Origin of the sequence: Arthrobacter sp. EpRS71 (assembly GCF_001512285.1) — a bacterium.
In the GTDB taxonomy this organism is placed as follows: domain Bacteria; phylum Actinomycetota; class Actinomycetes; order Actinomycetales; family Micrococcaceae; genus Arthrobacter.
The window spans coordinates 583,539-610,197 of record NZ_LNUV01000006.1; the positions used below are offsets into that span (position 1 = coordinate 583,539).

Annotated in this window: 26 protein-coding genes; 19 read left to right on the forward strand and 7 right to left on the reverse strand. The window is 62.8% G+C overall.

All coding sequences use genetic code 11. From position 1 onward, the window contains the following. Window positions 1-94 precede the first annotated feature (94 nt). The gene (locus AR689_RS12885; protein WP_062070716.1) at window positions 95-835 is read left to right on the forward strand and encodes a response regulator transcription factor; all 741 of its coding nucleotides are present in this window, start codon (window positions 95-97) and stop codon (window positions 833-835) included. 103 nt (window positions 836-938) lie between these two features. On the opposite strand, the gene AR689_RS12890 is transcribed toward AR689_RS12885, so the two are convergent. Continuing rightward, entirely contained in the window at window positions 939-1,322 is a 384-nt protein-coding gene (locus AR689_RS12890) for an Hpt domain-containing protein (RefSeq protein WP_231745512.1), read from the reverse strand. Window positions 1,323-1,476: 154 nt separating this feature from the next. On the opposite strand from AR689_RS12890, the gene AR689_RS23085 reads away from it, so the two are divergent. Further along, a complete protein-coding gene (locus AR689_RS23085) occupies window positions 1,477-1,680 on the forward strand; it encodes a hypothetical protein (protein WP_156424595.1) in 204 nt (67 codons plus the stop codon). A 12-nt stretch (window positions 1,681-1,692) separates the two neighbouring features. Here AR689_RS23085 and AR689_RS12895 read toward each other — a convergent pair whose 3' ends face one another. From AR689_RS12895 to bioB, 3 genes are all read right to left on the reverse strand, one after another. Next, the gene (locus AR689_RS12895) at window positions 1,693-2,133 is read right to left on the reverse strand and encodes a very short patch repair endonuclease (protein WP_062070718.1); all 441 of its coding nucleotides are present in this window, start codon (window positions 2,131-2,133) and stop codon (window positions 1,693-1,695) included. 41 nt (window positions 2,134-2,174) lie between these two features. Then, on the reverse strand, window positions 2,175-2,252 hold the full coding sequence (locus AR689_RS23855; protein WP_502686026.1) for a hypothetical protein: 78 nt from the start codon (window positions 2,250-2,252) through the stop codon (window positions 2,175-2,177). A gap of 182 nt (window positions 2,253-2,434) precedes the next feature. Beyond that, window positions 2,435-3,469 carry a biotin synthase BioB gene (bioB, locus tag AR689_RS12905; RefSeq protein WP_062070722.1) on the reverse strand — a complete coding sequence of 345 codons (1,035 nt, stop codon included), beginning with the start codon at window positions 3,467-3,469 and terminating at the stop codon, window positions 2,435-2,437. A 195-nt stretch (window positions 3,470-3,664) separates the two neighbouring features. On the opposite strand from bioB, the gene AR689_RS12910 reads away from it, so the two are divergent. Continuing rightward, the gene (locus AR689_RS12910; protein WP_062070724.1) at window positions 3,665-5,392 is read left to right on the forward strand and encodes a purine-cytosine permease family protein; all 1,728 of its coding nucleotides are present in this window, start codon (window positions 3,665-3,667) and stop codon (window positions 5,390-5,392) included. 160 nt (window positions 5,393-5,552) lie between these two features. On the opposite strand, the gene AR689_RS12915 is transcribed toward AR689_RS12910, so the two are convergent. Beyond that, the gene (locus AR689_RS12915; protein WP_062070726.1) at window positions 5,553-5,726 is read right to left on the reverse strand and encodes a CsbD family protein; all 174 of its coding nucleotides are present in this window, start codon (window positions 5,724-5,726) and stop codon (window positions 5,553-5,555) included. A gap of 124 nt (window positions 5,727-5,850) precedes the next feature. Next, window positions 5,851-7,026 (reverse strand): zinc-dependent alcohol dehydrogenase, encoded by a 1,176-nt coding sequence (locus AR689_RS12920; RefSeq protein WP_062070728.1) that lies wholly within the window; start codon window positions 7,024-7,026, stop codon window positions 5,851-5,853. A 245-nt stretch (window positions 7,027-7,271) separates the two neighbouring features. Here AR689_RS12920 and AR689_RS12925 point away from each other — a divergent pair, with 245 nt between their 5' ends. From AR689_RS12925 to AR689_RS12985, 13 genes are all read left to right on the forward strand, one after another. Then, a complete protein-coding gene (locus tag AR689_RS12925; RefSeq protein WP_231745645.1) occupies window positions 7,272-7,694 on the forward strand; it encodes a hypothetical protein in 423 nt (140 codons plus the stop codon). Between the two features lie 131 nt (window positions 7,695-7,825). After that, complete coding sequence (locus tag AR689_RS12930) at window positions 7,826-8,413, forward strand: hypothetical protein (protein WP_062070732.1); 588 nt, start codon at window positions 7,826-7,828, stop codon at window positions 8,411-8,413. A 101-nt stretch (window positions 8,414-8,514) separates the two neighbouring features. Further along, complete coding sequence (locus AR689_RS12935; protein WP_231745513.1) at window positions 8,515-9,063, forward strand: SIS domain-containing protein; 549 nt, start codon at window positions 8,515-8,517, stop codon at window positions 9,061-9,063. A 59-nt stretch (window positions 9,064-9,122) separates the two neighbouring features. Further along, window positions 9,123-9,791: an SRPBCC family protein gene (locus tag AR689_RS12940; protein ID WP_062070736.1), complete on the forward strand. Its 669-nt coding sequence runs from the start codon at window positions 9,123-9,125 to the stop codon at window positions 9,789-9,791. Between the two features lie 79 nt (window positions 9,792-9,870). Continuing rightward, complete coding sequence (locus tag AR689_RS12945; protein WP_062070738.1) at window positions 9,871-10,941, forward strand: alkene reductase; 1,071 nt, start codon at window positions 9,871-9,873, stop codon at window positions 10,939-10,941. A gap of 173 nt (window positions 10,942-11,114) precedes the next feature. After that, complete coding sequence (locus tag AR689_RS12950; protein ID WP_062070740.1) at window positions 11,115-11,813, forward strand: GntR family transcriptional regulator; 699 nt, start codon at window positions 11,115-11,117, stop codon at window positions 11,811-11,813. A gap of 141 nt (window positions 11,814-11,954) precedes the next feature. Further along, window positions 11,955-12,956 (forward strand): sugar phosphate isomerase/epimerase family protein, encoded by a 1,002-nt coding sequence (locus AR689_RS12955; RefSeq protein WP_062073782.1) that lies wholly within the window; start codon window positions 11,955-11,957, stop codon window positions 12,954-12,956. 4 nt (window positions 12,957-12,960) lie between these two features. Beyond that, window positions 12,961-14,733 (forward strand): dihydroxyacetone kinase subunit DhaL, encoded by a 1,773-nt coding sequence (dhaL, locus tag AR689_RS12960; RefSeq protein ID WP_062070742.1) that lies wholly within the window; start codon window positions 12,961-12,963, stop codon window positions 14,731-14,733. After that, complete coding sequence (locus AR689_RS12965) at window positions 14,730-15,212, forward strand: ribose-5-phosphate isomerase (protein WP_062070744.1); 483 nt, start codon at window positions 14,730-14,732, stop codon at window positions 15,210-15,212. The genes dhaL and AR689_RS12965 overlap by 4 nt, the downstream gene beginning before the upstream one ends. Window positions 15,213-15,214: 2 nt before the next feature. Then, complete coding sequence (locus tag AR689_RS12970; RefSeq protein WP_062070746.1) at window positions 15,215-16,204, forward strand: 3-hydroxyacyl-CoA dehydrogenase family protein; 990 nt, start codon at window positions 15,215-15,217, stop codon at window positions 16,202-16,204. A 21-nt stretch (window positions 16,205-16,225) separates the two neighbouring features. Next, on the forward strand, window positions 16,226-16,990 hold the full coding sequence (locus tag AR689_RS12975; RefSeq protein ID WP_062070748.1) for an SDR family NAD(P)-dependent oxidoreductase: 765 nt from the start codon (window positions 16,226-16,228) through the stop codon (window positions 16,988-16,990). A 147-nt stretch (window positions 16,991-17,137) separates the two neighbouring features. Continuing rightward, window positions 17,138-18,487: an MFS transporter gene (locus AR689_RS12980; RefSeq protein WP_062070750.1), complete on the forward strand. Its 1,350-nt coding sequence runs from the start codon at window positions 17,138-17,140 to the stop codon at window positions 18,485-18,487. A gap of 3 nt (window positions 18,488-18,490) precedes the next feature. Beyond that, complete coding sequence (locus tag AR689_RS12985; RefSeq protein ID WP_062070752.1) at window positions 18,491-19,327, forward strand: triose-phosphate isomerase family protein; 837 nt, start codon at window positions 18,491-18,493, stop codon at window positions 19,325-19,327. On the opposite strand, the gene AR689_RS12990 is transcribed toward AR689_RS12985, so the two are convergent. After that, the gene (locus AR689_RS12990) at window positions 19,314-22,904 is read right to left on the reverse strand and encodes a TM0106 family RecB-like putative nuclease (protein WP_062070754.1); all 3,591 of its coding nucleotides are present in this window, start codon (window positions 22,902-22,904) and stop codon (window positions 19,314-19,316) included. The genes AR689_RS12985 and AR689_RS12990 overlap by 14 nt on opposite strands. A gap of 145 nt (window positions 22,905-23,049) precedes the next feature. Here AR689_RS12990 and AR689_RS12995 point away from each other — a divergent pair, with 145 nt between their 5' ends. The 3 genes from AR689_RS12995 to AR689_RS13005 all read left to right on the forward strand — a co-directional run bounded on the left by AR689_RS12995 (window position 23,050) and on the right by AR689_RS13005 (window position 26,658). After that, entirely contained in the window at window positions 23,050-23,502 is a 453-nt protein-coding gene (locus tag AR689_RS12995) for a nucleoside deaminase (protein ID WP_062070756.1), read from the forward strand. 132 nt (window positions 23,503-23,634) lie between these two features. Continuing rightward, the gene (locus AR689_RS13000; RefSeq protein WP_062070758.1) at window positions 23,635-24,069 is read left to right on the forward strand and encodes a CBS domain-containing protein; all 435 of its coding nucleotides are present in this window, start codon (window positions 23,635-23,637) and stop codon (window positions 24,067-24,069) included. Between the two features lie 171 nt (window positions 24,070-24,240). Further along, on the forward strand, window positions 24,241-26,658 hold the full coding sequence (locus AR689_RS13005; protein WP_062070760.1) for a Tex family protein: 2,418 nt from the start codon (window positions 24,241-24,243) through the stop codon (window positions 26,656-26,658). Window position 26,659 lies beyond the last annotated feature (1 nt).

The following is a 26,659-nucleotide window of genomic DNA, read 5'->3' on the forward strand; positions in this document are numbered from 1 at the left end:
ATCCACCAAAGATGCGGAAGAAAGTCGGTTCATGAGATCAGCCTAACCATAATGGATATACTTCTGAGGTTATCGAAGGGGCTGAGGGGCAGCGATGAGTGAAGTACGTGTGGGGCTGGTTATTGAAGATGACCAGGATATCCGCGAATTGGTACGCGTAGTTCTATCCCAGGCGGGATTTGATGTGCATGTAGCGTCCACCGGATCCGCAGGTGTGACGTCGGCCCGTGAGCTGAATCCGGACGTTATTACCTTGGATCTGGGCCTTCCAGATATTGATGGTTTTGAGGTTGCCCGCCAGATCCGGAAATCCTCGGACGCGTACATCATCATGTTGACGGCCCGCGCTGAAGAGCTGGACACCCTGATGGGTTTGGAAGCCGGCGGCGATGACTACCTCACCAAGCCGTTCCGTCCCCGGGAATTGCGCGCCCGTGTTGAAGCGATGATGCGGCGGCCGCGGGCGTCGTCGGAATCCAGGAGCGTGGCTGAAGAAGTGGACCCGGAGGTCAGCCACAACGGTCTGGCCGTCTCTGCCGGGTCCCGCACCGCTGTCCTGAACGGCACCGAACTCAAGCTGACGAGGACGGAGTTCGATCTCCTGCTCGCGCTGCTGGAGACCGGACGGATTGTGCGGACCAAGGCAGATCTCGCGCGCCGCCTCCGCAACGAACCGTACGACGTCGGAAGTTACGTCAGCGACGCCGATGAACGCGCCGTTGAGGTACATATGGGAAATCTGCGCAAGAAGCTCGGCGACAGCATCCAGGCACCGCGTTGGCTCGAGACGGTCCGCGGCGTGGGCTACCGGCTCGCGCCCGGCTCAAGCAACTAAGCCGACCCAACTGGGTAGCAGTTCAGGTCGTTCCCAGCGCTGAGAACGGCCTGATCTGCTACCTACTTGGGCAAGGACGCACGCAAGGGTTCGGCGGCTGGGCTTACTGAAACCGGGTTTCCAGTTCCTCAATGGTGCCGGAAATGAAGCGGTCCATTTCGTGAACCTGCGCCGCCAGCTCGTGGAGGTGGTCTCCGTTCGGCAAGAGCCTGACGCTGATTTCCAACTCAGTGGCCAGGCGGTTCATGCAGATGGCACCCACCATGTGACTAGAGGTCTTCAGGCTCAGGACAGCGTCCATGGCGTCGTCAATGTCCAGCTTTTTCAGCGCGCGGTGAAGCCGGCCCACCCGCCACGGCAGGAGCTCCACATAGTTGCGCACGAAGGTGCTGATAATGCCATGGTCGCCGCCAAGCTCGGCTTGGAGTTCGGTGAGGACGGTGCGATCCACCAAGGCATCGGTGCATTCGTCGTACTCGGACACCACACCCCTCCCGCCTCCAAACAATAGATTCACGATTCAACAGTAGGACCCGCGGAACTACCGCAACGCCCTAAATCCAAAGATTGATCCAATCTTGAGCGGACTCAGAGGCACTCTTGATCCAGCCCCCTCACAGTAGTGAGAAGCAGATCTGGGTGTGTCCAGGCTGAATCAGGGAACGGGGATCAACGTGGACAGTGCTGCTCGCCCGTCGCCGGGCCTTATGCTCATCATCGTGGTCTGCATGACGGTCCTGTTGGGCATTGGAGGGTCGGCCGCCTTCTCACTGTGGCAGCAGAGTTCCCACACCACTGTCACCGATCAAGCAGTCAACTCCGCACCCACCACCAAGGCGCCCTAGCTCACGGCTGATTCAGTCCACTGGGGATTCCAGAAATGCCGTCAGCCTGTCCTCAAGAACGGACTTGTCCTTGAGCTGGCACTCCCACACCGTGTGCACCTGCCAGCCGGCAGCTTCCAACTGTTCCCGCTGCAGTGCGTCCCTATCCCGGGTTCGTGTTCTTTTGGCCTCCCAAAACTCTGCATTTGCTGCCGGAGCACGCTGCCCGGCTGCGCAGTCGTGGAAATGCCAGAAACAGCCATTGACGAAAATGACCTTCCGCCGAGCCGCGAACACCAGATCCGGGCGGCCCGGCAGTTTCACTGCCCCTGACTGTCCGTGTAACCGGTACCGGTAGCCTTTCGCGTGCAGGAGTTTGCGGACCAGAAGCTCAGGTTTGGTGTCCTTACCGCGGATTTTGGACATGTTGCGGCTACGTTGCTCCCGCGTCAGAAGGTCCCGGCTCTCGGCCATGCATCCAGCCTACCCAGGGAGTTTTTGTACAGATACCGCCCTTATGATGCGCTGTGAGGGGCGGAATCTGTACAAATTCTAGTGAGGCCGTGGCGGGAACACTCCGCGGTCCAGCCCAAAGGCGTGACCTGCACTTTCATGCGGCGGCGGCACTGCGGGCAGAAGCGCGGCGGCTCCATCGCCAGGTGCCGTTGGCAGCTGTGGTGAGCGTCCGACGTCGGGCCCTCACCGTCGGTGCCGAAAGCGCCGCCGTCGGTGCCGCCCCCGCAGTGACCGCAGAATTGCTGTGACACCGCTGCGTTCACAGCGACTTCTGGAATTCCTTGATGGGCATGTTCAGCTCCACCAGGAGATTGAGGTCGGCGTTGGCGGGTCGGCCCAATGTGGTGAGGTAGTTGCCCACAATGACGGCGTTGATTCCGCCCAGGAGACCCTCGCGGGTACCGAGGTCGCCGAGGGTCAGCTCACGGCCGCCGGCGTACCGGAGGACGGTGCGCGGCATGGCCAGGCGGAATGCCGCGATAGCGCGGAGGGCGTCCTTGCCGTCCATGATTCCTTGATTTTCCAAGGGCGTGCCCGGGCGGGGGTTGAGGAAGTTCAGCGGGACCTCGTGCGGTTCCAAGGCAGCGAGTTGTGCGGCCAGCTCTGCTCGTTGCGCCAGCGATTCGCCCATTCCGATCAGGGCACCACAGCACAGTTCCATGCCGGCGGCCTTGACCATGGCGCAGGTTTCCAGGCGTTCTTCGTAGCTGTGGGTGGTCACTACCTCGGGAAAGTAGCTGCGCGCCGTCTCGAGGTTGTGGTTGTACCGGTGCACGCCCCACTCGGCCAGCTGGTCCACTTGGCGTTGGGTGAGCATGCCGAGCGAACAGGCGATGTTGATGTCCACTTCTTCATTGATGCGGTCGATCGCGAATTTGATCTGGTTCATGAGCTTGATGTCGGGGCCGCGCACAGCTGCCACGATGCAGAACTCCGTGGCTCCGGTGGCGGCGGTTTCCCTAGCCGCTTTAACGAGTTCGGGGATGTCCAGCCAGACGCCGCGGACGGGGGAGTCGAACAGGCCGGACTGGCTGCAGAAATGGCAGTCTTCGGGGCAGCCACCGGTCTTGATGGAGATGATGCCTTCCACTTCAACGTCCTCACCGCAGTGCTCAAGGCGGACTTCATGGGCCAGTTGCAGTGCTGCCGGGATGGCGTCGTCGGGGAGCTCAAGGACCTCGATGAGTTGTGCCTCGTTCAGTCCCTCTCCGTGTCCAAGGACTTGCTCGCGGGCGGTGTCCAGGATGGCATAGGCAGATGTTTCCCGGGTTCCCCGGGGTGCTTGGGTGCTCATGTCCTTGACGGTATCGGTGCAGGTGGAGGGCGATTTTGTGGGGTGCGCACAAACCGTGGAGCTGGATTTTGGTGCTGGCCGCGCGGGGCGGCTGATGGAGAAGTTACAGCTGTGAAACATGGACGTGACTAAATTGACGCGTCGCGTTACTAGCGTCGTGGGCGAGGCACCCTCCCCGGACGAAAGCGACCACGAATGAGTGAGAACAAGACGAGTACCGCAACATTGGAGCCGACGACGGCGGCTGGAACCGCCGTCGGGACCCCCGGCTCCGTATCAACGGCGCAAGGCAACGCAGATGCCATGAGTGCCGCCAAGGAGAGCCTGGAGGATTACACCCTCCGGTTCGCCCCGCGTTCCTACCGGAAGTGGAGCGCCGGGGTGGTGGCCACCAGTGCCCTGGGCGGCATCGCATACCTGGCCGACTTCTCCATCGGCGCGAACATCGGCATCGCCTATGGAACGGTGAATGCGATTTTTGGCATCATCGTTGCCGCAGTGATTATCTTCGCCACCGGCTTCCCCTTGGCTTACTACGCAGCCCGCTACAACATCGATCTTGACCTGATCACGCGTGGCTCGGGCTTTGGCTACTACGGCTCAGTGGTCACCAACATCATCTTCGCCACGTTCACGTTCATCTTCTTCGCCCTCGAAGGTTCCATCATGGCCCAGGGGCTGCAGTTGGGCCTGGGCATTCCGCAGTGGATCGGGTACGCGGTATCCACCATCATCATCATTCCGCTGGTGATCTACGGAATGAAGACGCTAGCGACGTTGCAGGTGTGGACCACGCCCCTGTGGCTCCTGCTCATGGTGGTTCCGGTGGGGTACCTGCTCCTGTCCCACCCCGAAAGTATTGATGCCTTCTTCGCCTTCACCGGTGCATCCGGCGAGGGTGGCCCCAACCTGGCCTCCGTCATGCTGGCCGCCGGCGTCTGCCTGTCCCTCATGGCGCAGATCGCCGAGCAAATCGACTACCTCCGCTTCATGCCGCCCAAAACCGCCGAAAACAAGGGTGCCTGGTGGCGCGCCGTGATCCTCGCCGGACCGGGCTGGGTCATTTTCGGAGCCATCAAGCAGATCATCGGCCTGTTCATTGCCATCTACCTCATCGCCAAGCTGGACCCCGCAGCTGCCTCTTCCGCGAACGAACCCGTCCACCAGTTCCTGGGCGTCTACGAAGAAATGATGCCGGCCTGGCTCGCCATGACCTTGGCTGTGGTGCTGGTGGTCATTTCTCAGATCAAGATCAACGTCACCAATGCCTACTCCGGCTCGCTGGCCTGGACCAACTCGTTCACCCGCATCACCAAGACTTACCCGGGCCGCATGGTGTTTGTGGTGGTCAACCTGGTGATCGCGTTGATCCTCATGGAGTCCAACATGTTCGAGTTCCTGAACACCATCCTGGGCTTCTACGCCAACTGCGCCATGGCCTGGGTGGTCACCGTGGCCTCGGACATCGCCATCAACAAGTACCTGCTGAAGATCTCGCCCAAAGTTCCTGAGTTCCGGCGCGGCATGCTCTACGCCGTGAACCCGGTGGGCTTTGTGTCGATGCTGGTCTCTGCAGGAGTTTCCATCGCGGTGTTCTTCGGAGCGTTCGGTGCAGCCGTCCAACCGTTCTCACCGATCTTCGCAGTGGGTCTGGCCCTGGTGCTACCGCCTGTGCTGGCTTTGGCCACCAAGGGCCGGTACTACCTGCGCCGCACCGACGACGGCATTGACCTGACCATGTTCGACGCCGACGGCAACCCCAGCGACGCCAAGCTCCTCTGCCACGTCACCGGACTCGAGTTCGAACGCCCGGACATGCTCCGGTCAGGTCAGGACGGGCCCGACGGCGAACCCCAGTACATCTCGTCCCTCGCCTTGTCCACGGACAAGTCGGGCGAGCTGGTGCTCCCGGCCCAAAAGTAACCCCGCCCAGAAGTAACCCCGCCGACCCAACTAAGTCGCAGATCAGGTCGTTCTGAGAGCTCATAACGACCTGATCTGCTACCTGCTTGGGTTACGCAAACGCCCCGGCCTCCCATCAGGGGAGCCGGGGCATTGTGCTGTGTGGTTAGTGCTGTGGGGCTTACTTTTTGAAGGCGTCCTTGACGTTCTCGCCCGCCTGCTTGGTCTTGGCAGCCGCTTGGTCAGCGACGCCTTCGGCCTGCAGTTTCTCGTTGTTCGTGGCGTCTCCCAAGGCTTCCTTCGCCTTGCCGGAAACTTCCTGGGCCTTGTTGCTGATTTTGTCTCCGAGTCCCATGCGATCTCCTTCGATGTAATCCAACACTGACAATTGCTAGGCTAACGAGCAATTCTGGGTACTTCCTGAACGCCTCGCGTGTCTTCCTTGGGAGGCGTCTTTCCTGTCCCTTGACTGGGCCTGACTACGGCTTGAGGACCACCTTGATGCAGCCGTCCTGCTTCTTCTGGAACTTCTCATAAAGTGCCGGTGCCTCATCAAGAGAGCCGGTGTGGGTGACCAGATGCATGACTCCCAGCGGATCGGCGTCGTCCTCTACCAAGGGGAGCAGTTGGTCAGTCCAGCTGCGCACATTGCACTGCCCCATCCGGAGCTGGATTTGCTTGTCGAACATGGTCATGAGGGGCATGGGATCGGCTTGGCCGCCGTAGACGCCGCTCAGGGAGATGGTCCCGCCACGTCGCACCAGGTCCACCGCGGTGTGAAGCGCGGCAAGCCGGTCAACACTCATGGTTTCCATGGCGGCCTGCGCCGGCTTGTCCGGGAGCAGCGAGACCGCGCGGTGAAGGAAAGATGCCACCGGAGATCCATGAGCTTCCATGCCGACTGCATCCACCACGGAGTCGGGGCCGCGGCCCAGGGTCTGCTCGCGGATCTGCTCGGCCACATGGGAGCTGTAGTCCATCGCCTCTACGCCATGGGTCTCCGCCATCGCGCGGCGCTCAGGTACCGGGTCCACGCCAATCACCCGGAAGCCCCTGTGGACGCCTATCCTTGCAGCGAACTGGCCCACGGGGCCGAGCCCCAGCACGGCCAGCGTGCCACCGTCCGGTACGTTCGCGTACTCCACTGCCTGCCACGCCGTGGGCAGGATGTCCGAGAGGAACAAGTAGCGCTCGTCCGGGGCATCGGAATCGACTTTGACGGGGCCGTAATCCGCGAAGGGAACGCGCAGATACTGAGCCTGTCCGCCGGGAACGGAGCCATAAAGTTCGGAGTAGCCGAAGAGTGCGGCCCCTGACCCTTTTGCTGTCACTTGGGTTGTTTCGCATTGCGATTGAAGGCCTTGGTTGCACATATAGCAATGACCGCAGGAGATATTGAACGGCACCACCACCCGGTCGCCCTTTTTCAGCCGATGGACTTCAGAGCCCACTTCCTCCACGATTCCCATGGGTTCGTGACCAATCACGTCGCCCTTATGCATGTAGGGGCCAAGGACTTCATACAGGTGAAGGTCGGAGCCGCAGATGGCTGTGGAGGTAATCCGGACAATCGCATCTGTGGGTTCCAGGATGGAGGGATCGGGGACGTCTTCGACGCTGAGTGAGCGCCGGCCTTGCCATGTCACTGCTTTCACGATTGATGCTCCCTGCGTTACGGCTGGGTAGGTCCCTCGCTGCTGGAGACCATCCCAGCGAAGCAGAGATGGCATCCTCGCACAAGGCCGCGGGCCCTTAACGCCGACGGCGGTGAACAGCGGGCGGGAGCGCCACGAAGCCCCTGGAAACTGAAAGTAATAAGCATCCTGATTACTAGTGTTAAGATGGAGGAGGGAGAGAGTTTTCGGGCAGAGTTGACCGAGGAGTGATCGCGTTGTCCATCATGAAGAATCCGCTGGTTTCCGGAGGCGTGTCGCATTTACCTCCCAAGGCGCTCAGTTGCGGCCGCTGCGGGTCAGCGGATCGCCTGAAGCTGGAGACTATCGAATCCATCGAACCGCATGCAGGCGAATTGGCCGTCTGGGTGACCTACGCGTGCCAGGGCTGTGAGGCGTCCTATGCTCACAGCGCGCCGTTCCGAGACGTTGCCGCAGTCCTCAACCGAAGCGGAAACGGGTCCGGTCTGCTCCAATTCGGTGGGCAGTATTTTCACTGCGGCGAGCCCATGGCCTTCGCCGAATCCTCGGCCCGCAACGTGTATGCGCCCATGACCACCGAAGACGTGGATGACGGACTGCTCGATGTCTACCTGAAGACCCGTGTCATCCAGTGCAGGTGCGGCTTCCGGATGGAGCTGCCCGTCTGAGTACCCGTCGTTTTGAGGACACCCGGGGGCGCAACATCTCAGCAACCTCAGGCACCAAGGATTTTACGTACTAAACCAGCACGGGCCACGAGCGGCGCCCACGAAAGCTGCTCACCAAGGAGGTAACGCACATGGATACAGGAACACTGGTACTGATCATCGTGCTGGCCGTCGTCGTCATCGCCGTTGTGATCGTCGCAATTGTCATCGGGCGACGCAAAAAAGCCGAAGTCAACCGTCATCGGGCCGAGGAGTTGCGAGAGAAGGCGGCAGAGGAAGCCATCGGCGCTCACCAAGCGAAAGCCGAGGCGGCCCAGGCAGAGGCCGCCGCGCTCCAGGCAGAAGTCGAAGCTAACCGGCTCCGCAGGGAAGCGGAACAGCACGCTCACAAAGCAGGAGAAGCCCACGAGCGCGTCGAGGAACATCTTCGTCACGCCGACAAGCTTGATCCGAACTCGCACCCCGACCGCTCGCACGACGCCGACCGCACCCGTGAACCCGACCGCTCGCATGCACCTGAGCGCTCGCACGACGCCGACCGCTCGCCTGGCGCTGACCGCTCGCCTGGCGCTGACCGCGCGTATGACGCGGAAGGTCCGCGCGATGCGGATCGTGACGACGCTGACCGCGATCGGTCAAACATAACCGAGGGGGAGCGGCTTACCCGCGACCGCAGCGGCCGTGACGGCACAACGCGTGATAGTGACAGGAAATTGTAGGTTCAGGGAAGACCGGAGGTAGGGAAGTGAGTATCGTGGTGAGGCGGACAGGTCAGGCGATGCGCTCTACTGGATCGAAGCCGAATCGGCATGCGGTAGACGTGGTTTTGGGGCACTTGGGCGAGATCGGCCCCGCCGTAGCGGCCCTGCGCCGGGAGTCGTCGCGGCTTGCTGAGTGGGGCGAAGAGTTGGCCCGGGTCCGGTTGCGTGGCGGAACCGTCTTCGCTGCCGGCAGTGACGGCTCTTCGCACGAAGCGCAGAGGTTCACGTCGGAGCTGAACGCCCACGATCCCGTGGATGGGGCCGGCTTCAAAGCCATCTCCATTACCAAAGCCGTTGCCGGCTCAAACGGGTCCACCGGAAGCATGGGTGCTCAGATATCCAGCCAAGTGCGCCGGGGTGACATCGTGGTCCTGCTCGCTGCGAAGGGCATCACTGAGGACCTCCGGGAGGCTGCCGCCGCCGCGAAATCAAAAGGTGCGCTGGTGTGGGCGCTTACGGGCAAGGAATCCAAGGACCTCGCGCAGTCGGTGAACGAGTCAATCTGCATCGACACAGATCCTCCTCACGCCGAGGAAGCCCATCTTGTGGCGGTGCTGGCGCTGTGCGAGTGCTTCGAGGATGCCCTGAAGTACGTGGCGAAGGAGTAACTTCACATCACCTGCGTTTCCTCTGGCTGTTCCATCGGCGCCTGTGGCAGTGTGTTCGGGTGAAGAACACGGTTTATGCCTATTTCGGCTTGTTGGTGCTGGCCGGACTCGTCTCGTTGTCGCTGCTGGGAGCAGCCCTTCTCGAGAATGGCGACAACCGCGGATTCCCTCTCCTTGCCGTCTTGTTGGCTGGACTGTTGCTGACCTTTGTTCATGGCGCTACGGAAGACCGGAGGGGCAGGCGGGTGTCTAAAGTTCCGGCCGTAGCATCTACCGGCAGTATCACCACAACAACGAGCACAGCTGAGTATAGGTGTGAGCCGGCCGTTGTGTGGTCTGCCATCAGGCCGGCCGAGGCTGCCGTCGCCTTGGGGGTGGATGTGGAACACGCCTTTTCCGTGCCTGCCATTGAGGACGGTCCGGGGGAGCGGCAGTGTTTTTTTCTCAGGAACGGCCAGATCCACGTCATCGAAATAATTGAGGAAATTCCGGGCCGGCTGGCGGTGACAGAGCCAGTTCTTCCGCCCAGTGATGTGGGCGTTAGAACGACGTACCGCTTGGAACCAACTGGAACAGGGTGCCGGTTGACTCTCGAAGAGCGGGTGGAGATGCCCCCCGGCTTCGCCGCTGACGAGCAGGCCATGCGGCGGCAGTCCGAGGCCTTCCTGGCTGGTTTGGCTGAACACCTCAAAGGTGAAGTCGTGGAGGATGCCAGCCCTGCCGTGTGATGTCCGCCTCCTCCGGAATAGTTGCAGACGCCATGCAGTTGCCCAAGGTGAACCTGATTCATTCTGAAAGGAACTGCGCATGCTGTTTTCCCCTCTGGCCCTCGGCGAGCTTGAACTTTCCAACCGACTGGTGATGGCGCCCCTGACGCGACTCCGCGCGGGGGAGAACGGCGTGCCGGGTTCGTTGATCGCTGAGCATTACCGGCAGCGGGCCTCCCTTGGGCTGATCGTGAGCGAAGGCACCTATCCGACGCCTGCGGGCCGGTCGTACCCGGGGCAGCCTGGTTTGGTCACCGAGGAGCAAATCGCGGGCTGGAAGAAAGTCACCGACGCCGTTCACGCTGAGGGCGGCCGCATCTTCGCTCAGATCATGCACGGCGGCCGCGTTTCGCACGCGGACATCACCGGCGGACACGAGATTGTGGGCCCCAGCGCCGTAGCCATCGACGGTGAGGTTCGTACTCCCAACGGCAAGCAGGCGTACCCGGTTCCGCGTGAACTCCGCACCGACGAACTTCCGGGAGTTATCCAGGAGCTCGTCACAGCATCCAAGAACGCGATCGAGGCAGGGTTCGACGGCGTTGAACTCCACTCCGCGAACGGTTACCTGCTGCACGAATTCCTGGCGCCGAACTCTAACGTTCGTACGGACAGCTATGGTGGATCGCCGGAGAACCGCGCCCGGTTCGTGATCGAGACCGTCAACGCCGTGGTGGAGGCACTCGGTGCCAACCGTGTAGGTATCCGGATTTCCCCCGAGCACAACGTGCAGGGAATCGCCGAAACCGACGCCGCCGATGTCCGCGCAACGTACGAAGTGTTGGTGGATACCATCGCTCCGCTGAACCTGGCGTACTTGAGCATCCTCCACCACGATCCCAAGAGCGCCCTGGTGCAGGATCTCCGCGAGCGATTCAACGGCATTTTCCTGGTGAACACCGGCTTCAGCGAGATCACCACCCGCGATGAAGCTTTTGCCATCATCGAGGACGGACTGGCAGACGCTGTGGTGGTGGGTCGCCCCGCCATCGCCAACCCGGACCTTGCCCGCCGCTGGCGCGAGAGCCTGCCGCTCAATGAGCCGGACGCTTCCACGTTCTACGCCGACGGCGCCGAGGGTTACACCGACTACCCGTTCTACGCCAACTAAGCGCCTGAGGCGCCAATAGCGCACAGCATTCCAGCCAGACCACGACGTCGGCACCCACGCCCGGGTGCCGACGTCGTGATTTAACGCGTGCTCGCCCAACAGGGGGACGGTGAGCGGAATGTGACGGGGGCGCATACCCTGACAGCTGCCGGCGTTCCTATAGGATTTGAGCCATGGCTGATCCTTCCCCGTCCGCTGCCCGCGCTGGCTTTCCTGTCAGCCGCCAAGTGCTGGCCGACCACGTTTACGAAGCCCTCCTTGAGTGGCTCATGGATGGTCGGCTGGAGCCCGGAGCCGCGGTGAGCATTGACGGGATGGCGCGCGAACTGGACGTTTCGCCGACTCCGGTCCGGGAGGCGCTGGCCCGTTTGGAGCATACGGGAATGGTGCGCCGTGTGGCGTTGAAGGGCTACCGGGTGGCTCCGGTGTTCACTCGGGAAGACTTCGCTGAGCTCATGGAAGCCCGGCTTTCCATCGAGCCCGTCAATGCTCGATTGGCCTGCTCTCGGATGACTCCGGACGGCTTGGATGCGTTGAAACAAGCGGTGGAGGACCTGAAAACTGCTCCCAGGGGCGGGTCTTTTGCGGAGTATCGCAGCTACCTCGAAGCAGATGAGCGGTTTCATCAGCTCATTGCCGCGCAGGCCAGTAACCAATTCCTGCTCGCGGCCTACAACACTCTGGGTGGCCAGATTCAACGCTTCCGACTGTTTGGGGGAGTAGGCATTACCGACGCGGAGCAAGCGATCGCGGAGCACCAGGCGGTGCTGGATGCCATGATTGGCGGCGATCCGGAGAAGGCTGCGGCCATGATGGTGGATCACGTGGAAAAGGTTCGCGGCCGCGCCATGGCGGACGCACCGGAGGACTAGGCCCGTCATTCCGCCGGATTGCACACCCTTCACACTCAAATGTAAGACATATAGGATCTAGGAAGTTTCGAAAAAGTCTTGACAGTATTGCGTCGTTCGTAAATCCTATAGGAAACAGGATTCCACGAAGGAGTGATCATCATGGCGTACACCGCCGAGAATTGGCCCATCACCGCGGCCCTCCTGCAGTTCCCCGGCACCGATGCCGCGGGGCAGCACATCAACGACGCCGATGCTTCCGCTTGGGCTTCGGTCCTCCAGGAAGTGAAGGACGCGGGTTTCGCCAACGCGGACCTCACCGACAGCTGGGTCCGGCCGGGCGACCTCAGCAAGGAACGCCTCGCTGAGTTCAAGCAGACCGCCGAGGAAGTGGGGATCGGCGTCCCGGTCATCTCCGCAATCCGTCGCAGTGTCATTCACGCCACGGACTGGGCCGATAACCTCGCCTACAGCCACCGCACCATCGACGCCGCGGCCGAGCTTGGCTGTGAAGTAGTGTCCTTCGGGCTGCACCAGGCCATTACCCCGGAGCAGCAGAAGCAGCTGTGGTTCTGGACCGTGGAGGGCTACAAGGATCCCGTGGGGGACAAGGAAGTGTGGGGCAACGCAGTCTCCAGAATTCGTGAGCTCGGCAAGCACGCGGCTGAGGCCGGCATCCTCCTCTCCCTGGAAATGTACGAGGACACCTACCTGGGCACCGCCGACTCCTCCGTCCAGCTGGTCCAGGACATCGGCTTGGACAACGTTGGCCTGAACCCTGACCTCGGCAATCTCATCCGGCTGCACCGGCCCATTGAAGACTGGCGCGACATGGTGGCCAAGACCCTCCCGTACTCCAACTACTGGCACATGAAGAACTACATCCGGGACGAAGACGTAGCCCGGGATAGCTACATCACCATGCCGGCCCCCATGGAAAGCGGGCTCATCAACTACCGCGAGGCCTTCAAGTTCGCCGTATCGGTGGGCTTCCAAGGCATCCTTTGCACCGAGCACTACGGCGGAGATGGCCTCAGCGTCACGGCGAGCAACCAGGACTACCTCCGCCGGCACGTCCTGCCGAAGACTGACGGCTACCAACTCGGCACGAGCCAGGTAGCCCAGGGACGCCAGGTACCGGCAACCCAGCTCGCAGGAGTCTAGGAAAATGACACAGATTTTCGACAACCCGGCAGACTTTGCCGACGACGCGTTGGACGGCTTCGTCGCCGCCAACCGCGGTTACGTTGCCCGCGTTGACGGTGGAGTGGTCCGCTCCACCGAAGTCCCTGCCGGACAAGTTGCCCTGGTGGTAGGCGGCGGCTCAGGCCACTACCCGGCGTTCGCCGGGCTGGTGGGCCCAGGCCTGGCAACCGGCTCCGCCTGCGGCAACATGTTCGCTTCCCCGGCGGCGGGCCAGGTGTACCGCGTAGCGAAGGCAGCCAACGCCGGCGGGGGAGTCCTGCTCAGCTACGGCAACTACGCCGGCGACGTCCTCCACTTCGGCCAAGCACAGCTGCGGCTCAACGCCGAGGGCATCGAAACCCGCACGGTTACCGTCACAGATGACATCGCCAGTGCCCCGATCGAGCAACTCGAGAAGCGTCGGGGCATTGCGGGCGACCTGACAGTTTTCAAGATTGCCGGAGCCGCCGCAGAAGCGGGACTGAACCTTGACGACGTCGAGCGTCTGGCCATCAAGACCAACTACCGGACGCGCTCGCTGGGGGTGGCCTTTGATGGTTGCACCCTCCCGGGCGCCAAGGACCCACTGTTCCACGTGCCGGCCGGGCAGATGTCGCTCGGGCTCGGGATCCACGGGGAGCCGGGCATCTCCGAGCACCCCATGCCCACCGCCTCCGAGCTTGCCGAGCTCCTGGTCGCCAAGCTGCTCAATGACAAGCCGGAGGACGCCGGCCACCGCGTGGTGGCAATCGTCAACGGCCTTGGCACAGTCAAGTACGACGAACTGTTCCTGCTTTTCGGCAAGATCGAAAAGCTGCTCACCTCCGCAGGGCTCACTGTTGTTGAACCCGAGTGCGGCGAGCTGGTGACCAGCCTGGACATGTCCGGACTATCCCTGACCCTGCTGTGGTTGGACGAGGAACTCGAGCAATATTGGGCAGCGCCTGCGGACACTCCGGCGTTCCGTAAAGGCAGCATGTCGCCCCGCGCGGCCCGGACCGAGACAACAGCAGACGACGCCGAAGCCGCCGACGTCGAACAACCCACCCCGGCCGCCGCTGAACTCGGGCGGCAGGCAGTGGCCATCCTCGCCCAGGTGCGGGACGTCGTCGTCGAACATGTTGAGGAACTCGGCAAGCTGGACGCGATCGCCGGCGACGGTGACCACGGCATCGGCATGCGGCGGGGCGTGGATGCGGCAGCCGCAGCGAGCGAGGCTGCGGCCGGTTCTTCTGCTGCACGCATCCTGACAGCAGCCGGGGAAGCGTGGAGCGAGCGGGCCGGTGGGACCTCGGGCGCGCTGTGGGGGTCCGCACTTATCGCGGCCGGGCTGTCGCTGGGCAACCGCGAAACCTACACCTCGGAGGACGCGGCCGCAGCCGTGGACGCCTTCGTCAGCGCCATCACCGAGCTCGGCAAAGCCGATCCCGGGGACAAAACCATGGTGGATGCGCTCCTGCCGTTCCGGGACACGTTCCTCACAGAGCTCGACGGCGGGGCTCCCGTTGACCGGGCCTTGGCAGTTGCCGCTGCGGCAGCAGAGTCCGCTGCCGCGAAGACAGCTGAACTCCGGCCGCTCAAGGGCCGGGCACGTCCCCTCGCGGAAAAGAGCATCGGCCACCCCGATCCCGGCGCTGTGTCCTTTGGCTTGATCGCCGCCAGGATTTCGCAATTTATTTATTCACAACTGGCCACCGATTCACAACTGGCCACCGCGTCGTCAGCGGCAGCGGCCGGAAACGGAGCACGAGCATGAGCAACAACCAAGGCTGGCGCATCGTCGTCGGCAATGATGAAGCCGGTGTCGAATACAAGAACGCCTTGAAAGATTTGCTGGAAGCGGACCCTCGCGTTGCGTCCGTGACGGACGTCGGGGTTGGCTTCAACGATTCCACTGCCTACCCGCACGTCGCTGTGGACGCCGCCCGCAAAGTCGCTGAAGGTGAAGCAGACCGGGCCCTGTTGATCTGCGGCACTGGGCTGGGAGTGGCCATTGCGGCCAACAAGGTCCCGGGAATCCGCGCCGTCACAGCCCACGACAGTTACTCCGTTGAACGGTCCGTGCTCAGCAACAACGCCCAGGTACTGACCCTGGGCCAGCGGGTGATTGGCTTGGAACTGGCCAAAAAGCTCGTAGGGGAGTGGCTCGACCACCGCTTCGATCAAACTTCATCCTCCGCCGCCAAGGTGGACGCCATCTGCTCGTACGAGCCCGACTACACGAAGGCAGTCTGATCATGACCACATCTGAAACAACCGAAGGCAACGCGAACAAAGCAGCCCGGAAGATCGCCGTCGTCGGCTCGGGTTACATGGGCGGCGGCATCGCCCAGGTCCTGGCGCTCGGCGGTGCGCGTGTTGCTCTTGCCGACGTTTCTGCCGAGGTGGCGCAGAAGAACTACGACCGCCTGCTGGTGGAGTCGGATCAGTTCATCGCGGATGGGCTTTTCCCTGAGGGGTCCACCGAGATCCTCAAGCAGAACCTGTGGGCTGCCAAGGACATTGAGGAAGCAGTCTCGGATGCGGACTTCATCGAGGAGTGCGTTCCCGAGGTACTTGAAATCAAGCATCAGTCCCTGGCCCGGATCAGCGCAGCAGCCCGCCCGGATGCCGTGATCGGTTCCAACACGTCCACCATTTCCATCGCGTCCCTCGCTGAAGCCGTCACCCATCCGGAACGCTTCCTGGGTGTGCATTTTTCCAACCCGTCGCCGTTCATTCCCGGCGTCGAGATCATCCCTCACGCTGAAACCTCTGCCGCAACTGTGGCAGCGGCGCGCGAGTTGGTGCACGCGGCCGGTAAGCAGACCGCCGTGGTCAAGGACGTCACCGGCTTCGTGCTGAACCGCCTGCAGTACGCGCTGTTCCACGAGGCAGCGCAGCTGGTGGAGCAGGGCATCGCAACAGCGGACGACGTCGACACCTTGGTGCGTACCACGTTCGGCTTCCGCTTGCCCTTCTTTGGTCCGTTCGCCATCGCCGACATGGCCGGTTTGGACGTCTACAACTTCTGCTACAAGTCGCTGCAAACGGGCTTCCCGGAACGATTCGCGACGCCGAAGATCCTCTCCGACCTGGTGGAGGCGGGCAAGCTCGGCACCAAGACCGGCGCCGGTTTCCTCAACGTTCCCGCCGAGCGCACCCCGGAACTCATCGCCTACCGCAACAAGGCCTACGTCGCCATGCAGAAGCTCATTGAAGAGCTCGGCCCGGCCCCCATCAACTAACTCTTCACAGGAGACAACCACATGACTTTCCCCGCAGAACGCACCGCAATCGTCACCGGCGCCGTATCCGAACGCGGCATCGGCCGAGCCACCGTCAACTACCTGGCCGCCCAAGGCTGGAACATCGGCATCATCGATCTTGATGACGCCGCCTGCAAGATCGCAGCCAAGGAAATCGCCGCGGAATACGGCGTGCAGGCCCACGGCGTTGGCGCCAACGTGGCCAGCGACGCCGAGGTCCGTGCCGCAATCGACGAGCTCGAGAATGAGCTCCCGCAGATCGTCGCACTGGCCAACGTTGCCGGAGTCAGCTCGCCGGTCGGTTACCTGGAACTGGAACCGGCCGAGTGGGACCGGGTCCTGAACATCAACCTCAACGGCGTCCACTACGCCACCCGGCGTGTGGCCGAGTCCATGGTCAAGAACCGGATCGGCCGCATCGTGAACATCTCCTCCGTTTCCGCGCAGCGCGGCGGTGGCACGTTCTCCAAGACCCCCTACTCCGTGGCGAAGGCCGGCGTCATCGGCCTGACCCGCGCAACCGCCCGTGAACTGGGTGAGTACGACATCACCGTCAACGCCATCTCTCCCGGTCCCATCGACACCGACATCATGGGCGGAACGCTGAGCCAGGAACGTAAGGATGAACTGACCAAGGACCTTGTGGTGAACCGTGTGGGCTCCACCCGTGACATCGCGGCCGCCATCGCCTTCCTCATCAGCGAGGACTCCGGATACATCTCCGGCCAGACGCTGAATGTGGATGGCGGACTGTACATGCACTAGGCGCTTGTTCATGAAGACCTGGACAAGAGAACGCAAGATCTACCTGGCCGTCGGCATCCTCGCCTGCGCCGTGGGCATGGTGCTCATTTTCTTCCCGCGCTGATCGCGCCGCATTAGTCATTTCCTGTCACTCAAAGAGGAGTTTCAATGTCAGTAACCGCCAATTCCACCAAGGAGTTGCTGGATACGCCGGTCCTGAAGTCGGCCATATCCAAAGCCTCACGGCGGCTCATGCCGATGCTCGTCATCCTGTACGTGGTGGCCTTCCTGGACCGCACCAACGTTGGCTTCGCCGAAGCTGCGTTGGAGGTCGACAGGGGAATCACCGCCGGTGCTTACGCGCTGGGCGCCGGTATCTTCTTCATCGGCTACGCGCTGTTCGAAATCCCCAGCAACCTGCTGCTGACAAAGTTCGGCGCCAAGGTATGGCTCGCCCGCATCGCCATCACCTGGGGCATCGTCTCGGCGTGCTTCGCGTTCGTGCAGGGTGAGACGTCCTTCATCATCCTGCGGTTCCTGCTGGGTGTGACCGAAGCGGGCCTGTTCCCCGGCGTCATCATGTTCCTGGCGGCGTGGTTCCCCAACAAGGTCCGTGTGAAGATGTTCGCCATCTTCTACCTGGCCCAGCCGTTCTCCCAGATGATGGGTGCACCGCTGTCCGGCTGGCTCATCAACATTGGCGACCAGGTTCCGGGTGTGGCCGGCTGGCAGGTCATGTTCTTCGTTGAGGGCATGCTCGCAGTCCTGGCCGGTATTGCCGCCTACTTCTTCCTCATCAACAGCCCCCAGGATGCCAAGTTCCTCACCAAGGAAGAGAAGCGGGCGCTCTCTGACGTCATGGCGCTCGAAGACACGGTCAAGGAAGAAACCGGACCACGTGGTGTCCTGGCGTCCATGCGTAACGGCCGCGTCTGGTACTTCACCGTCATCTACTTCTGCCTGCAAGTAGCGGTCTACGGTGTCACGTTCTACCTTCCGCAGCAGGTGGCGCAGCTGACCGGCCAAAAGGTGGGCATCGCCGTCGGGCTTCTGGCAGCCATCCCGTGGTTCTTCGGCATCTTCGCCTGCTACTTCATCGGCAAGGCCGCGAACACAGTGGCACGTCGTCGCCGCTGGGGAACGGCTCTGTTCATTTCCACGGGCCTGTGCATCTTCGGTTCCGCCTGGGCCGGTGCCAACCAGATGCCCGCCCTGGGCATCATCTTCATAACCCTCGCGGTGTGCAGCTTCCTCTCCACCGGCCCCATTTGCTGGTCATATCCGACGGCGTTCCTCACCGGAACCGCCGCGGCTGCCGGCATCGGGCTGATCAACTCCTTGGGAAACCTGGGTGGGTTCGTTGCCCCGATCCTGCGCACCACGGTCAACCAGGTCACTGCCTCAGACACCGGCACCATGGGTGTCTACGCGCTGGGTGTCCTGCCGTTCGTCGCGGCGCTGTTGATGTTCGGTACCAAGCGCTTCAGCAACAAAGCCGACGAACTGTTGGAGAAGTAGACCGTGACGCTGCCAGGTACCCTGACCGACCCCCGCGCTGGGCTGGGCACTACGTTCGTAGGCGTCAGCACCAAGATGTACATGGGCTACGCGCAGTCCCTGGCGTGGTTGGAACAACTGGTAGCTGAAGTGGATGCCCGCCCGGCCCTCGCGGCCGGGCGGGTGGTCCCGTTTGTCATCCCGTCCTTTCCGGTGCTCCCCGAGGCGGCGCGCTTGGTTGCGGGAACGCCTCTGGTTCTTGGCGCCCAGAACTGTGGCTGGTCCGATGGCCCATGGACGGGGGAAGTTTCTCCGTCGATGCTGGTTGAACTGGGCGTGAAATGGGTGGAGATCGGCCACGCTGAACGTCGGCGGTACTTCGCCGAAGATGAGGCGATGATTGCGCTGAAGGTCAGCGCCGCCGTCGACGCAGGGCTGACGCCGCTGCTGTGCGTAGGGGAACCAGAGCTCCTGGCCCATCCGGCGGGCCCGGCGGCAGCGGCGGAGACTGTGTATCGGCAGATCGAAGCGGCAGTGTCCGGCGACTGGTCCCTTGCCTCCACGTTGGTCATTGCCTATGAGCCGGTGTGGGCGATCGGAGCTCCCGAGCCCGCCTCGGCGGACTATGTTTCGACGGTGGTAGGTGCCTTGCGTTCGGCGCTTGCCCAGCACGGCCTGGCCCGGATTCCTGTCATTTATGGCGGCTCGGCGAAGCCCGGACTTTTGCCGCAGTTGGACGGGGTGTCCGGGCTTTTCCTCGGTCGCTTTGCCCACGACGCCGCCAACTTCGGCAAGGTCTTGGACGAGGCCCTGAGTCTTTCTACAGCTCATGCCCATAGAACGTCCTCTAAAGGGCGTTAGCTGTATAAGAACTCCGCTGGCAGAGGGCCACGAAACCGCCAAGGTTCTCCAGGCCCTCGGGATGCGTGGGCAGGTAGTTGGTCAGCTCGGGCGAACGCACCACCACGGCACGCCACTGACCGCGCGAGACCGCCACGTTGATCCGGTTCCGGGAGAGCAGGAACTCCATGCCGCGGGGGACTTCTCCCGCAGCCGACGCGGCCATGGAAACAATGACCACCGGAGCTTCCTGGCCTTGGAACTTGTCCACTGTTCCCACCCGGACCTTGCTCAAACCTGCGCCCCGAAGATGGTGCTTGATCAACTGGACCTGGGCGTTGTACGCGGCCACCACCAGGATGTCCGTCTCCTCGAGGGGACGGGATTCGGCGGACGGGGACTCGGCTGAGCGCGATGCATCGAGCCACGTCAGGCCGAGGTGGGCCTGGACCTGCCGGACCACCTCCGCTGCTTCCTCGGAGGAGGACGTGGAGTTGGCGGTATGCGGGACGTAAACGCAGGAGATACCGGGTGAGACACCCTCCAAGTGACGTTCCTTCGCTGCGGGCGCTGACTCCAGAAGGTTGTCGTAGGAGAGTTCCGAAACGGCACTGCAGAGGTCCGGATGCATCCGCCACGACAATGCCAGGAAGTACCCCAGCTCGGGCGGCAAGGTGTTGTAGCCATCTGACAGCCAGCCCAGAGCTGATTCATCCACCGGCTCAGGGTGCTTGCCTTGGGTGACCTGGGGCAGCTGCTGTGGATCGCCGAGCAGCAGAAGGCGTTTGGCTGCGCGGCTCACAGCCATGGTGTTGGCCAGCGAGAATTGCCCGGCCTCGTCAATGACTAGCAGGTCCAGGGATCCGGCGGGGACCGAGCTGCCCACCATGGTCCAGGCTGTGCCGCCAATGAGGGCCCCGCCCGGCGTGGACAACAGTTCTTCCACGTCACCTTTGGCACATTGGGTCCACGGTACGGGGTCGTCGTGTTTGACTTCCTTGGCCACCCGCCCGGGATCTACTCCGGCCTTGTCCACCGCGGCGCAGAGCATGTTCTCCACGACGGCATGGGATTGGGCCACCACGCCCACCTTCCAGCCTGCAGCCACCAGCCGGGCCAACACATGGGCGCCCACATGGGTTTTGCCGCTCCCGGGCGGACCTTGCACAGCCAGATAGGAGTGGTCCAAGTCAGTGATGGCTGCGGTGATGGCGTCGATGTACCCGTCAGGCCCCGGCTCCACGGGAGGCAGGGCGTGAAGGCTACGAAGCTTGGGCGCCCTCCTTCGCACCAGGTCCAGCGCAGGATCCTGCGGCCAGTGCGGAAGCGCGTCTTTGAGCTGTGTTGCCAGAGCAGCGAGTGCCGCGCGCTGACCATTGGTGGCAATAGGTGGATCGGGGGTCAAGGCCATGGGCCATTGGCTGAACGCCGTGGAGTCCTTGCGGAGACCCTCGGCGATGGTCACCGTTTCGAAGTCTTCGTCGTCGCCCACCGCGGTGACCAAGGTACCGTTCCAGCCTGCACGGCCGAGCACGGTGGACTCTTTACCTTGCAGCGATTCCGGCAGCGGGGAGCCGTACATGCGGAAGTACTTCTTGCCAGGTTCCAGCCCTGCGCCGTCCCCGGACCGGCCGAAGAGTTTCACGATCCTCACCGGGTTGCTCCGAGGCGTGGGTTTGGCCCAGTCCTGGAGCAGTTCAGCGTGATCAACAATGAAGAGGTCGCGCTCGTCAGGCCATTGCGACGTTGGCTTTTCGACGCGGTCGAAGTGCCCCCACCAATGTTGTTTGTCCTCGCGGCGGTGGTATCCCACTCCGGCGGCCACAATGCCGATGGCACGTGAATCCGAGGTCCCTCTTTCCTCCTCGGACAACCCTGCCAGGTGGTCGAACAGCGCACTTTCTTCCGGTGCTGCCTCGTACTTCTCCGGTTCCGTGTCAAGTGCAGGAGCATCGTCGGCTTCACCGCCCGGCTGTATGGAGCGCTCGGCTGCGCGGGCCAGGAGCCAGTTGCGAAGTTCCAGCGTCGACAGGCAGTCGTACTCGTTGTAGTCACGGATGCCTTCGAGGATCGCGGCTGCTTCTCCCGGGTTCCCGTTGTCCCGTGCCGTGCAGTAGTCGGCGTAGGCAACCACGGAGGCGCCGGCGTCGGTCACCTCACCCGAGCGCAGGTGCTGCCCCATGTAGAGGGGCTCAAGCTTCTTGATGCTGTAGGAGTTCTCTGAGATCCGGATGCTGTGCCGGACGGTATCGTAGAGGTCCACCAGAACACCCTGGCGCAGGAGGTCGTCGACGGCGGTTTCGCCCACCACATGCGTCAGGGACAGGTTGCGCAGGGCCGTTTTCTCGTACGCGGCGTAGTGGTAAATGTGCATACCGGGGTACTCGTTGCGTCGCTCGGCCACGTACTCGAGGAAGTCCACAAACGCCTTGCCCTCTTCAGCCCGTGAGTGCGCCCAAAAGGGCCGGAACACCGGCTGGGCGCCGGGTTCAACGGGATTCTCAATGACCCCGAACAGGTACTCCAGCCCCCACTTTTCCGTGACGCGGTCCTGCCAGAGGGGGTCGCCTTCAAAGTCGAAGAAGATATCGCCCGGATCGGGAGCGGGTAGCCTGCCCAGCGTGTTGTCCGGCAGAACGTTGTAGCTGGTGGCTTTGGCTTCTCCGGACTTGTCCGTATAAATGACCGTACCATCCGGTGTGCCGGCGCCGGTCTGAAGCCGGGCCTGCTCCCGGAGCCGCAACAACGTGGGATCACCCGCTTCAGGGAGAGCAGCCAGATGGTCAATGGTGGTGACGCCGGCCTCGATCAGCTTTTTCCGACGGCTGATCCGCATACCCGCCACCATGAGGAGATCCCGGTGCAGCTGGACTTGCTCAGCGCAGTAATCACAGCGGCCACACGCGGAATACCGGGAGTCGCCCCACTCCACCGGTCCAGTCTCCGCACCATGTGCTTGGGTCATGCCAAGGAAGCGTTCCCGGCGTTCCTTGAAGACAGGCAGGATTTGCGCCAAGGGGTGGTCGCTGTGGACACGGTTGCCCAGCACCAGGGTGACGGTAGGGTCCGGGGTGATCCCTGCCTGGATGAGTTGATCTCCATAGGCCGCCAACTGCAGCAGGGCCGTGACCTTGGCATGCCGGGCGAGCTTGGTATCGAAGACGGCGTACTGACCGCCCGGGCGTTTCACCAGGAAATCTGAGCGGCCATGGAATTGACCATCGAAGAAGGCCGCCTGGAACACGACGTCCGCTCCGGAACGCAAGGCGTCGATGGATTCCGCATGCTTGGCCGACAGGGTGGCGCGGTCCATCGCAGTGGCGGGGACGACGTCGTAAACGCCTTTCCCGGAAGCCGGATCCCACAGCCCCAACTCAGCCACGAACTCGTCAAGAACCCGATGCTCGTGATCGTCTCCGAGTTTGGCGGTGCGCTCCAACATGGCATCTGTTGCGAACTCAGGCTTGGGCATGCGGCCGAGTTTTTCGTCAAGTTTCCTGAGCAACTGGTACTCGCAGGTGGCAGCAATAACGAGGTCGCTGGCGGAGTACACCAGGTCCTGGGGTGCGCCCGCCGTCTCGGGCTCGAGGAAGAACACCGCAACCCACCTACCTCTCCTTGCCGTGAATAACTCCGTGCCGTGAATAAACCCTTGCAGTCAAGCTATCAGCGGGCCCCGACAAAATAGCTTCGACAAAAATAACTCCTGACAAAACAGCTTCCGGCCACTTTAGACTGCACCCATGACTGAAACAGCCCCAGGCCCGGACCCCGCTTTCGAAGCCGCCTACCAGGCTGCACAAAAGAGCCTCAGCGAGGGCGGAATCCCCATCGGAGCCGCGCTGGCCCGTGGCGGGGACGTCATAGCCAGCGGCCACAACGAGCGCGTCCAGCATGGCGACCCGATCGCACACGGCGAGATGTCCGCGCTCAGGGCTGCCGGTCGCCAGAAGACATACCGTGACACCACGCTCTACACCACCTTGGCGCCATGTGCGATGTGCACGGGAACCATCATCCAATTCAAAATCCCCCGGGTGGTGGTGGGCGAGGCAGAAACCTTCCCCGGTGAATTCGACCTCCTCCGTTCGCGGGGTGTGGATGTAGTAGTCCTCAACGATCAGCGGTGCGTGGACATGATGCGCACTTTCCAAAAGGAACACCCCGAATTGTGGGCGGAGGACATCGCAGAATAGCAGCGGTGAAATGGGCGCTCGGAAGGGCCCGGATTCGCCTAGCCACCGTCACCCTCCGAGCGTAGGCTGGCATCATCGGCGTCGGTGCCGAGAGGCCCCTCGTCGATGATCCCAATCGATGAAGGAGGACCCATGAGTGCCGTACGTGAATTCATGACAACCAATGCCCAGTGCATCGAAGAGGACAAAACTCTTCAGGACGCCGCCAGGCTGATGAGGGACCTGGACTGCGGTTCACTCCCTATCTGCGGACATGACGGCAAGCTCACCGGCTTCATCACCGACCGCGACATCGTGGTCAAGTGTTTGGCCGAAGGCAAGGACGCCCGCGAAGTCCGCGCCAGTGAGCTGGCCACAGGCAAACCCCATTGGGTGGATGCGGACGCCAACGTTGAGGAGGCCGTCACCATGATGGAGGAACACCAAGTGCGCCGGCTCCCCGTCATCAGCGACCACAAACTGGTAGGCATCATCAGCCAGGGCGATATTGCCCGCAACCATTACGCAGAAGAGCGTCTGGGCGAAATGGTGGAACACATCTCAGCCAAGGAGCACATGGCCCACTGAGGCCTGCAAACCGGCAACCAAACCAGCCGCCGCGAGGCATCCCTTAGAGGAACGCCTCGCGGCCCGTTCCTTCACGCAGCCATGGTCCAACTACAGCACTAAGAGCGCCCCCGGGATAGGCCTTCCGCATACCCGTCTTCTGAAACTGTCGGCCATGTGAGGCAAACTGTCATGGTGACTTCAAATCTCCAACACCAGTCAGCTGACTCTGCCATCCACGCCCAGATCGCCGAAGAACTCGGCGTCAAGACCTGGCAGGTCAAAGCCGCAGTGGAACTGCTCGACGCCGGATCCACCGTTCCCTTCATCGCCCGCTACCGTAAGGAAGTCACCGGGACGCTCGATGACACCCAGCTGCGCGACCTTGAAGAACGGCTCAGATACCTGCGTGAGCTGGAAGAACGACGCGCGTCCGTCCTGGAGGCGATTGCCGCCCAAGGCAAGCTGACCCCGGAACTGGAAGCCGCCGTCGTCGGGGCCGAGACCAAGGCACGGCTGGAAGACATTTACCTTCCCTTCAAATCCAAGCGCCGCACCAAGGCCCAGATTGCCCGCGAAGCCGGCCTTGAGCCCCTGGCTGACGTCCTTCTCGCCAACCCGCAACTGGACCCCGCCACCGAAGCCGCCAAGTACCTGAACGCCGAGCACACCATCGATGACGCAGCCACGGCGCTCGCAGGGGCCCGCGCAATCCTTGTGGAGCGCGTCGGGCAGGACGCCGATTTGGCCGAGGACCTGCGCGAACGCCTCTGGAAGCAGGGACGCATGGTGTCGCGGGTCAAGAAGGGCATGGAGGCCGAGGGCCAGAAATTCAAGGACTACTTCGAGTTCACGCAGGTGCCGTCCGGCATGCCGTCGCACCGCGTGCTCGCTTTGCTGCGCGGTGAAAAGGACGGCGTCCTTGAGCTCGATCTCGCCGAAGCAGACCCGTCCGACGACGACGCCCTGGCCGCCGCGCGCGGCAAGTACGAAAACGCTGTGGCCACGTGCCTTGGGGTCGCGAACCAGGGTCGCCCGGCGGACGCGTGGCTGACGCAGACCGCGCAGCTGGCCTGGCGTGGACGTATCCTGGACCGCCTCACCACAGACCTTCGCGGGCGCATGTTTGCTGACGCGGAAGACGAAGCTGTGCGCGTTTTTGCCGCCAACCTGCGTGACGTCCTGCTGGCGGCTCCAGCCGGCAACCGCGCGACGCTTGGGCTCGACCCCGGACTCCGGACCGGCGTGAAGGTGGCAGTGGTGGACGGCACGGGCAAGGTTGTCACCACGGACACCATCTACCCGCATGCCCCTGCGAAGAAGTGGGACGAAGCGTTGGCCACCCTTGGACGGCTGGCCAAGCAATACAACGTGGAACTCGTGGCGATCGGCAACGGAACGGCGTCCCGCGAGACAGACAAATTGGCCACAGAGCTCATCAAGTCCCTCGACGCCGCCGGCTCCAAGGGCATCCAGAAGCTGGTGGTATCCGAGGCCGGAGCGTCGGTGTACTCAGCCTCTGCCCTCGCCGCCTCAGAGCTCCCGGGCATGGATGTTTCGCTGCGAGGTGCGGTGTCCATTGCCCGACGGCTTCAGGATCCGCTGGCGGAACTGGTCAAGATCGAGCCGAAGTCCATCGGTGTGGGGCAGTACCAGCACGATGTCACCGCCGCGAAGCTGGACCGTTCACTGGACGCCGTGGTGGAGGACTGCGTGAACGCGGTGGGCGTGGACGTGAACACCGCTTCGCCTGCGCTGCTCAGCCGGGTGGCCGGCGTCGGGCCGCTGCTCAGCGAGAACATCGTGGCCTACAGGAACGAGAATGGGCCGTTCGCCAAGCGCAGCGACCTCAAGAAGGTGCCGCGGCTCGGCGCCAAGGCGTTCGAGCAGTGCGCCGGCTTCCTCCGTATCACCGGGGGAGCGGAGCCCCTGGATGCCTCAAGTGTGCACCCGGAAGCGTACTCCGTGGCACGCAAGATCCTGGTGGCCGCCGGTGGTGGACCCGCCAGTGTTTTGGATCCGCAGGCCTTCGTGGACGGCACTTTCGGGTTGCCCACGGTTAAGGACATCATGTCGGAGCTGGAGAAACCCGGCCGCGACCCCCGTCCAGCGTTCAAGGCGGCATCCTTCTCGGAAGGCATCGAGAAGATCTCCGACCTCAAGCCCGGCATGATCCTGGAAGGCACTGTTACCAACGTTGCCGCTTTTGGCGCGTTCGTTGACGTCGGAGTACACCAGGACGGGCTGGTTCACGTCTCGGCCCTGTCCAACAAGTTCGTTTCGGATCCGCGGGAGATCGTGAAGTCCGGTCAAGTGGTCCGGGTCAAGGTGCTCGAGGCCGATCCTGAGCGCAAGCGCATCTCACTGACGTTGAGGCTCGACGACGAACCCGGCGCTGCTGGCGGGCGCACCTCCGGTGGGCGTGCTTCAGGCGCCCAGCAGGGCCAGCGTTCAGGCCAGCCGGGGCAGGGCGCTCAACGGCAAGGACAAGGTGATCGCCGCCAGGGCCGGCCGCAGCAGGGCAATACCCGGCAAGGCAAGCCCCAGCAGTCCCAGGAGCCAGCGAACACGGCCATGGCCGAAGCATTGCGCAGGGCCGGACTCGGTTAGT

Coding starts and splice junctions, on each gene's coding strand:
- AR689_RS12930 (WP_062070732.1), top strand. CDS start 7,826: ATGGATACAGGAACACTGGTACTGATCATCGTGCTGGCCGTCGTCGTC.
- AR689_RS12915 (WP_062070726.1), bottom strand. CDS start 5,726: ATGGGACTCGGAGACAAAATCAGCAACAAGGCCCAGGAAGTTTCCGGC.
- AR689_RS13000 (WP_062070758.1), top strand. CDS start 23,635: ATGAGTGCCGTACGTGAATTCATGACAACCAATGCCCAGTGCATCGAA.
- AR689_RS12885 (WP_062070716.1), top strand. CDS start 95: ATGAGTGAAGTACGTGTGGGGCTGGTTATTGAAGATGACCAGGATATC.
- AR689_RS12980 (WP_062070750.1), top strand. CDS start 17,138: ATGTCAGTAACCGCCAATTCCACCAAGGAGTTGCTGGATACGCCGGTC.
- AR689_RS12945 (WP_062070738.1), top strand. CDS start 9,871: ATGCTGTTTTCCCCTCTGGCCCTCGGCGAGCTTGAACTTTCCAACCGA.
- AR689_RS12970 (WP_062070746.1), top strand. CDS start 15,215: ATGACCACATCTGAAACAACCGAAGGCAACGCGAACAAAGCAGCCCGG.
- AR689_RS12975 (WP_062070748.1), top strand. CDS start 16,226: ATGACTTTCCCCGCAGAACGCACCGCAATCGTCACCGGCGCCGTATCC.
- dhaL (WP_062070742.1), top strand. CDS start 12,961: ATGACACAGATTTTCGACAACCCGGCAGACTTTGCCGACGACGCGTTG.
- AR689_RS12995 (WP_062070756.1), top strand. CDS start 23,050: ATGACTGAAACAGCCCCAGGCCCGGACCCCGCTTTCGAAGCCGCCTAC.
- AR689_RS12950 (WP_062070740.1), top strand. CDS start 11,115: ATGGCTGATCCTTCCCCGTCCGCTGCCCGCGCTGGCTTTCCTGTCAGC.
- AR689_RS12925 (WP_231745645.1), top strand. CDS start 7,272: ATGAAGAATCCGCTGGTTTCCGGAGGCGTGTCGCATTTACCTCCCAAG.
- AR689_RS12965 (WP_062070744.1), top strand. CDS start 14,730: ATGAGCAACAACCAAGGCTGGCGCATCGTCGTCGGCAATGATGAAGCC.
- bioB (WP_062070722.1), bottom strand. CDS start 3,469: ATGAGCACCCAAGCACCCCGGGGAACCCGGGAAACATCTGCCTATGCC.
- AR689_RS13005 (WP_062070760.1), top strand. CDS start 24,241: ATGGTGACTTCAAATCTCCAACACCAGTCAGCTGACTCTGCCATCCAC.
- AR689_RS12895 (WP_062070718.1), bottom strand. CDS start 2,133: ATGGCCGAGAGCCGGGACCTTCTGACGCGGGAGCAACGTAGCCGCAAC.
- AR689_RS12910 (WP_062070724.1), top strand. CDS start 3,665: ATGAGTGAGAACAAGACGAGTACCGCAACATTGGAGCCGACGACGGCG.
- AR689_RS12955 (WP_062073782.1), top strand. CDS start 11,955: ATGGCGTACACCGCCGAGAATTGGCCCATCACCGCGGCCCTCCTGCAG.